7 protein-coding genes are annotated in these 7,842 nt (G+C 48.8%); 6 read left to right on the top strand and 1 reads right to left on the bottom strand.

Annotation, left to right across the window (positions count from 1 at the left end):
* Window positions 1-15: 15 nt before the first annotated feature.
* Window positions 16-825 carry a co-chaperone DjlA gene (gene djlA / locus M979_RS14165; protein ID WP_034459322.1) on the bottom strand — a complete coding sequence of 270 codons (810 nt, stop codon included), beginning with the start codon at window positions 823-825 and terminating at the stop codon, window positions 16-18.
* A gap of 183 nt (window positions 826-1,008) precedes the next feature.
* Here djlA and lptD point away from each other — a divergent pair, with 183 nt between their 5' ends.
* From lptD to apaH, 6 genes are read left to right on the top strand one after another with little or no spacing between them, the layout of a single operon-like run.
* Window positions 1,009-3,423, top strand: coding sequence for an LPS assembly protein LptD (lptD, locus tag M979_RS14170; RefSeq protein ID WP_064555320.1), 2,415 nt, complete (start codon window positions 1,009-1,011; stop codon window positions 3,421-3,423).
* 53 nt (window positions 3,424-3,476) lie between these two features.
* Window positions 3,477-4,769 carry a peptidylprolyl isomerase SurA gene (gene surA / locus M979_RS14175; protein ID WP_064555321.1) on the top strand — a complete coding sequence of 431 codons (1,293 nt, stop codon included), beginning with the start codon at window positions 3,477-3,479 and terminating at the stop codon, window positions 4,767-4,769.
* The gene (gene pdxA / locus M979_RS14180; RefSeq protein WP_064555322.1) at window positions 4,762-5,751 is read left to right on the top strand and encodes a 4-hydroxythreonine-4-phosphate dehydrogenase PdxA; all 990 of its coding nucleotides are present in this window, start codon (window positions 4,762-4,764) and stop codon (window positions 5,749-5,751) included. The genes surA and pdxA overlap by 8 nt, the downstream gene beginning before the upstream one ends.
* A complete protein-coding gene (gene rsmA / locus M979_RS14185) occupies window positions 5,748-6,575 on the top strand; it encodes a 16S rRNA (adenine(1518)-N(6)/adenine(1519)-N(6))-dimethyltransferase RsmA (protein WP_034459332.1) in 828 nt (275 codons plus the stop codon). The genes pdxA and rsmA overlap by 4 nt, the downstream gene beginning before the upstream one ends.
* A 2-nt stretch (window positions 6,576-6,577) precedes the next feature.
* Window positions 6,578-6,955, top strand: coding sequence for a Co2+/Mg2+ efflux protein ApaG (gene apaG / locus M979_RS14190; protein WP_034459334.1), 378 nt, complete (start codon window positions 6,578-6,580; stop codon window positions 6,953-6,955).
* A gap of 4 nt (window positions 6,956-6,959) precedes the next feature.
* The gene (gene apaH / locus M979_RS14195) at window positions 6,960-7,811 is read left to right on the top strand and encodes a bis(5'-nucleosyl)-tetraphosphatase (symmetrical) ApaH (protein WP_034459337.1); all 852 of its coding nucleotides are present in this window, start codon (window positions 6,960-6,962) and stop codon (window positions 7,809-7,811) included.
* The last annotated feature ends 31 nt before the right edge of the window (window positions 7,812-7,842 follow it).

The following is a 7,842-nucleotide window of genomic DNA, read 5'->3' on the forward strand; positions in this document are numbered from 1 at the left end:
GTATATCAGGACTAGTCATTTAAATCCTTTCGCCGTCTTAATCAGATCGTACGCTTTCTGGATGTCCTGCGCTTTCTGCTTAGCCATTTCCATCATCTCTGGCGGTAAACCTTTAGCAACAAGCTTATCAGGGTGATGCTCGCTCATTAATTTGCGATATGCACGCTTAATGGCAGTCGCATCATCCGTACTTTTGACACCGAGTACATTGCACGCATCTTCGAGTGTCGGACCACGTTGTTGCTGGAAACCACCGCCTTGCGACTGGTTATATCCACCACCAAATTGCTGCCCGCCTTCCATCATGCGCAAGAACTGATCGAACTGAATGCGTGAAATGCCGAGTTCTTCCGCAATAACGTACAACACTTCCCGTTCGTTAGGATGCAAAGAGCCATCAGCAAACGCTGCCTGGATTTGAATTTCAAGAAACATCCGAATCAGGTCAAAACGGCCAAAGCACACACTGCGTAACTGACGCATTTTTTCACGTAGCGGGTAGCCATTTTCTTTGCCAACACGAAACGCATGTTGTGCTGCACTACGCGCATCACCATGTAATTGCATGCGATCCATTAATAGTGAGGCTATCTGAATATCCGCTTCTGTGACGCGCCCTTTCGACTTAGTCAGGTGGCCCATCACTTCAAATGTGGTGCTAAAAAACAGTGACTGACGCTGTTGTTGGTTAGAAAACCAGGATTGACGACGGCTACGCACCTTATCGATGGCATGGCCAATCAGTAATCCTAAAACCACACCCCAGAAGCCACCACCCATAATTAGTGCTATTGCGACACCGAGTACTTTTCCCCAATACTGCATATACTCCCCAAATCGTCATGCCGTCGGCTAGAATTTGCTTTATCATACCCGTCATTGATAGCGGTGCCTAACGGCACTCTGCTGAACGGGAAGGATTAACACTAGCGCTGTGGTGATGAGTAAGTTAGTCTCTGACCGTTTGCCGACGCTAAGCCATTGATGATGGAACAACGAATAACACGTATGAAAAAACGTATTCCCACCTTGCTGGCCACCTTGATTGGCGCAGCGCTGTATAGTCAACAAGGTATGGCTGCCGATCTTGCGTCGCAGTGTATGCTTGGTATCCCAAGTTACAATCGCCCTTTAATTAAGGGAGATACCAACAACTTACCTGTCACTATAAATGCCGATCACGCAAAAGGAAATTATCCTGACGATGCGGTGTTTACTGGCAACGTTGATATTCAGCAAGGCAATAGCCGCCTACAGTCTGATGAAGTGTTGCTACACCAAAAACAGGTTGAAGGTCAGCCGGATCCTGTCCGCACGGTCGATGCTGTCGGCAACGTACACTACGATGATAATCAGGTTATTCTTAAAGGGCCAAAAGCCTGGTCAAACCTGAATACCAAAGATACCAATGTCTGGGAAGGTGACTACCAAATGGTAGACCGCCAGGGCCGTGGTACTGCTGATCTGATGAAACAGCGCGGCAATAATCGCTATACCATTCTGGAAAATGGCACATTTACTTCCTGTTTGCCGGGTTCTAATACCTGGAGTGTTGTGGGAAGTGAAGTGATTCAGGATCGTGAAGAAGAAGTTGCGGAAATCTGGAATGCCCGTTTTAAACTGGGCCCGGTTCCGGTCTTCTATAGCCCTTATTTGCAGTTGCCAATTGGTGATAAACGTCGTTCCGGTTTCCTTATCCCAAATGCGAAATACAGTACAAATAACGGCCTTGAGTTTTCTCTACCGTATTACTGGAACATCGCACCAAACTTTGATGCCACGATCACTCCACACTATATGGAGCAACGTGGTACTCAATGGCAGAACGAATTCCGCTACCTGACCGAAGCGGGTGCGGGCTTGATGGAATTCGACTACCTGCTGTCTGATGACGAATACAAAGACGATACAGCGAAGAACCCGGAAGGGGATGAGCGTCGCTGGTTATTCTACTGGAGACACAGTGGTGTGATGGATCAGGTGTGGCGTTTTAATATCGACTACACCAAAGTCAGCGATCCTAGCTATTTCAACGACTTTACTTCGCAATATGGTTCCAGTACTGACGGTTACGCCACGCAGAAATTTAGTGTTGGTTATGCCGTTGATAACTTCGACGCCACACTTGCGACAAAACAGTTCCAGATATTTGAGTCGCAGCAAAATAGTGGTGCTAACTCCTATAGCGCGCAGCCACAGCTGGACGTGAACTACTATCAAAATGACGTCGGTCCGTTTGATACACGTATTTACGGTCAGGCGGTTAAGTTTACAAACTTCAATAACAACATGCCGGAAGCCACACGCTTGCATGTTGAGCCAACCATTAGCCTACCGTTATCCAATGGTTGGGCGAGCCTGAATACAGAAGCTAAGCTGATGGCAACACACTATCAGCAGACCAATGTAGAAGAGTACCAGGCTTACGCGTTGAAGCAATTCAAGACCAATCCAAAGAATGCGAACTATCAAAAAACACTTGCTAGTGCGAATAGCTTAGAAGAATCGGTTAACCGTACCCTGCCTCAATTCAAAATGGACGGTAAACTGATTTTCGACCGCGATATGGACTCTGCAGCAGGCTGGGCGCAAACCCTTGAGCCACGCGTACAGTATCTTTATGTGCCGTATCGTGATCAAAGTGACATCAACAACTACGATTCTGCTTTGTTGCAATCTGACTACTCTGGCTTGTTCCGTGATCGTACTTACGGCGGCCTTGACCGTATTGCATCTGCTAACCAGGTCACCACGGGTGTTACAACTCGTGTTTATGATGACGCCGCTGTTGAACGTTTTAATGTTTCTGTTGGTCAAATCTACTACTTCACCAAGTCTCGTACTGGTGATGAAACGATTAACAGTGAAAAAGGTGACGAAACAGGTTCTGTGGTATGGGCTGGCGATACCTATTGGCGCATGACTGACCGTTGGGGTTTACGCGGTGGCGTACAGTACGATACACGTCTTGATAACATTGCTACCGGTAACGGCGTTATCGAATATCGTAAAGATAACGATCGCCTGGTACAATTTAACTACCGTTACGCAAGTCCTGAATACATCGGCGCTACTGTTTCTAACATCAACATTACTGCTGACCAGTACAAAGATGGCATCTCACAAGTTGGGATGACAGCGAGCTGGCCTATCGTTGATCGCTGGTCAGTTGTCGGAGCGTATTACTACGATACCAAGGCACAACAAGCAGCTGACTCCATGTTAGCCGTGCAGTACAACTCTTGCTGTTATGCGATTCGTTTAGGTTATGAGCGCAAAATTAACGGTTGGGAAGATAACCAAAGCAAATACGACAACGTAATTGGCTTTAACATCGAGTTACGTGGCCTGAGTTCCAACTACGGCCTGGGCACACAGCAGATGTTGCGTTCAAACATTCTGCCGTATCAGAGCTCGATGTAATTCACTTTGACTTGAATTAGCAGTCCGCTTTGCGGCTAAGAAATGGAAAAAGTATGAAGAATTGGAGAACGCTGCTTCTCGGTGTCGTCTTGGTGGCGAACACCTCTTTCGCGGCCCCACAAGTGGTCGATAAAGTTGCAGCCGTAGTGAATAACGGTGTGGTATTGGAAAGTGATGTTGACGGCATGATGCAGTCAGTGAAGACCGGTGCACAACAAGCCGGGCAACAGCTTCCTGACGACAACACTTTGCGTCATCAAATTCTTGAACGTCTGATCATGGACCAAATTCTCCTGCAGATGGGTCAGAAAATGGGCGTTAAAGTGACGGATGAGCAGCTTGATAAAGCCATTGCTGATATCGCAGCCCAAAATAAAATGAGCATGGACCAGATGCGTAGCCGTCTGGCCTATGACGGCGTTAATTACAATACTTACCGTGCTCAGATCCGCAAAGAGATGACCATTTCGGAAGTGCGTAATAGCGAAGTTCGTCGTCGCGTATCTATTCTGCCGCAGGAAGTTGAAGCTCTTGCACAGCAAGTGGGCAGCCAGAACGACAGCAGCACCGAGCTGAACCTGAGCCACATCTTGATCCCACTGCCGGAAAACCCTACTTCTACTCAGGTAGACGATGCGGAAAAGCAAGCGCGTGACATCGTTTCGCAAGCACAAAGTGGCGCTGATTTCGGCAAGCTAGCCATAACCTACTCTGCTGATCAGCAAGCCCTGAAAGGCGGTCAAATGGGTTGGGGACGCATTCAGGAATTGCCATCTATTTTTGCTCAGGCTTTAACCTCTGCGAAAAAAGGTGACGTTATTGGCCCGATTCGTTCAGGTGTTGGTTTCCACATCCTGAAAGTGAACGATCTGCGTGGTCAGAGCCAGAGCATTTCAGTAACTGAGGTCCATGCTCGTCATATCTTACTGAAATCATCACCAATCATGAGTGACGACCAGGCGCGCGCTAAGTTAAACCAGATCGCAGCTGATATAAAGAGTGGAAAAACGACCTTTGCTGCGGCAGCAAAATCGTTCTCTGAAGATCCTGGTTCAGCAAACCAGGGCGGTGACTTGGGTTGGGCTGCGACCGATATCTACGATCCTGCCTTCCGTGATGCACTGTCGAAAATGCATAAAGGTGAGTTGAGTGCACCAGTTCACTCCTCCTTCGGCTGGCACTTGATCGAACTGATGGATACTCGCAACGTTGATAAGACTGATGCTGCGCAAAAAGACCGCGCGTATCGTATGCTGTTCAATCGTAAGTTCTCTGAAGAAGCACAGACCTGGATGCAAGAACAACGCGCATCTGCGTATGTGAAAGTCATAGGTAGCAATGGCTAATATCCAACGTGTAGTCATCACTCCCGGCGAACCCGCCGGGATTGGTCCTGATCTGGTCATCGCGCTGGCACAGCGCGACTGGCCTGTCGAAGTGGTTGTCGCAGCATCTCCCGAATTACTCCTGGAACGTGCAGCTCTTCTCGGTCTTCCTCTTCAGCTCAATCCTTATTCGTCTGATACTCCTGCAAGCCCGCAAGCTGCCGGCACCCTTACCATACTACCTATAGCACTACGAGCGCCTGTCAAACCAGGGTTGCTTGAGGTAAAGAACGGTGAGTATGTGGTGGAGATGCTGGCTCGAGCATGTGATGGTTGTATCAATGGTGAATTTGCGGCACTGATCACAGGCCCCGTACATAAAGGCATCATTAACGATGCTGGCATTCCCTTTATCGGTCATACCGAGTTTTTCGAAGAGCGATCGCACAGCGAAAAAGTCGTAATGATGCTGGCGACTGAAGAGTTACGTGTAGCTCTTGCAACCACACACCTGCCTCTCAAAGCCATTAGTGATGCAATCACGCCAGATTTATTACGCCAGATAATCTCCATCCTGTATCATGACCTACAAACCAAGTTTGGTATCGCGCAGCCTCATGTTCTGGTTTGTGGCCTCAACCCCCATGCCGGGGAAGGTGGCCATATGGGCACTGAAGAAATTGATACCATCATTCCAGTACTGAATGAAATGCGTGGTCTTGGAATGAAACTTTCTGGCCCACTACCGGCAGATACGCTGTTTCAGCCTAAGTATCTCGATAACGCCGATGCAGTGCTGGCGATGTACCACGACCAGGGCTTACCTGTACTCAAATATCAGGGTTTTGGTCGGGCAGTGAATATCACACTAGGCTTACCTTTTATCCGCACTTCGGTTGACCATGGCACCGCGCTAGATCTAGCCGGTCAGGGGAAAGCCGAGGTCGGCAGTTTTATTACGGCGCTTAATCTCGCCATCAAGATGATTGCTAATACTCAATGAATACTCGTGTCCACCAGGGCCATTTAGCCCGTAAACGTTTTGGACAAAACTTCCTTAATGACCAGTTCGTTATCGACAGTATTGTCTCTGCTATTAATCCACTCAAAGGCCAGGCGATGGTTGAAATCGGCCCCGGCCTCGGCGCATTAACCGAGCCTGTGGGTGAACGCCTGGATGAGATGACCGTCATCGAACTGGACCGCGATCTTGCTGCTCGTCTGCAAACGCACCCATTCCTAGCACCGAAGCTGACTATTTATCAGCAAGATGCCATGACGATGGATTTTGGAGAGCTATCGCAAAAAATCGGTCAACCGTTGCGCGTTTTTGGCAACCTGCCGTATAACATCTCCACGCCATTGATGTTCCATCTCTTTAGCTATACTGATGCCATTGCTGACATGCACTTTATGCTGCAAAAAGAGGTGGTAAACCGTTTAGTTGCTGGCCCTAACTGTAAAGCGTATGGTCGTTTATCAGTCATGGCACAGTATTATTGCAATGTGATCCCAGTACTTGAGGTGCCACCAACGGCCTTCACACCTGCACCGAAGGTTGATTCTGCGGTCGTGCGCCTGGTGCCACATGCAATAATACCGAACCCAGTTAAAGAGCTGCGTGTGTTAAGCCGCATCACTACTGAAGCCTTTAACAAGCGTCGCAAAACGATTCGTAACAGCCTTGGCCATCTTTTTAGCCCAGAGGTGATGGCGGAGCTGGGAATCGACGCAACCCTACGCGCTGAGAACATTTCAGTCGCACAGTATTGCCAACTGGCAAACTATTTGGCTGAGCACCCACAGCAGCAGCCAAAGGAGAGTTAACGATGTTAAATTCGCCCCGCGTATGCATTCAGGTACAAAGCGTTTATATCGAAGCGCAGTCCTCTCCGGAGAACGAACGGTTCGTCTTTGCTTACACTGTAACCATCCGCAACCTGGGGCGAACACCGGTGCAATTGCTTGGTCGTTATTGGCTTATCACCAATGGAAACGGCCATGAAACTGAAGTTCAGGGCGAGGGCGTGATTGGCGTCCAGCCGCATATTGAACCGGGCAACGAATACAGTTACACAAGCGGTGCAGTACTTGAAACACCGCTTGGCACCATGCAAGGCCATTACGAAATGGTCGACTCTCAGGGCGATGCTTTCCGTGTCGCTATTCCCGTATTCCGTCTGGCTATCCCAGCCTTTATTCACTGATACGATGTCTACATACCTGATTGGCGATGTTCATGGTTGTTACGATGAACTGGTAGCCCTGCTGCAACAGGTTGAGTTTACGCCTGGCAAAGATATTTTATGGCTAACGGGCGATCTCGTCGCACGTGGGCCTGGCTCGCTTGAAGTGCTGCGGTTTGTGCGCGGGCTTGGTGACAGTGCGCGTATTGTTCTCGGTAATCACGATCTGCATCTTCTGGCAGTTTATGCAGGCATTAGCCGCAATAAACCCAAAGATCGCGTTTCCCAATTGCTGGAAGCACCCGATGCCGATGAACTGCTGAACTGGTTACGTCGCCAACCTTTGATTCAGGTTGATGAAGAGAAAAAGCTGGTGATGGCACATGCAGGGATTACGCCGCAGTGGGATTTGAATACCGCAATGGCCTGTGCGCGTGATGTTGAAGCCGTGCTTTCAAGCGACAGCTATCCATTATTCCTCGATGCAATGTATGGCGATATGCCGAACAACTGGTCACCTGAACTTTCAGGGCTTGCTCGTTTGCGCTTTATTACCAATTCACTGACTCGCATGCGTTATTGCTTCCCGAATGGGCAACTGGATATGTACTGCAAAGACACTCCAGAAAGCGCACCTGCACCTCTTAAACCCTGGTTTGCTATTTCAGGCCCGGTTACCGATGAATATTCCGTTATATTCGGGCATTGGGCATCGCTGGAAGGTAAAGGCACGCCCGAAGGAATTTACGGGCTGGATACTGGGTGCTGCTGGGGTGGTGAACTAACTTGCCTACGCTGGGAAGATAAAACATATTTCACCCAGCCATCGAATCGCCAGCAAGATGTTGGCGGTGGAGAAACGGCTATCGCTTCATAATAAAAAACCCGGTTAAATAACCGCAATGCCG

This window comes from Buttiauxella noackiae ATCC 51607 (assembly GCF_001654865.1).
Classification (GTDB): Bacteria; Pseudomonadota; Gammaproteobacteria; order Enterobacterales; family Enterobacteriaceae; genus Buttiauxella; species Buttiauxella noackiae.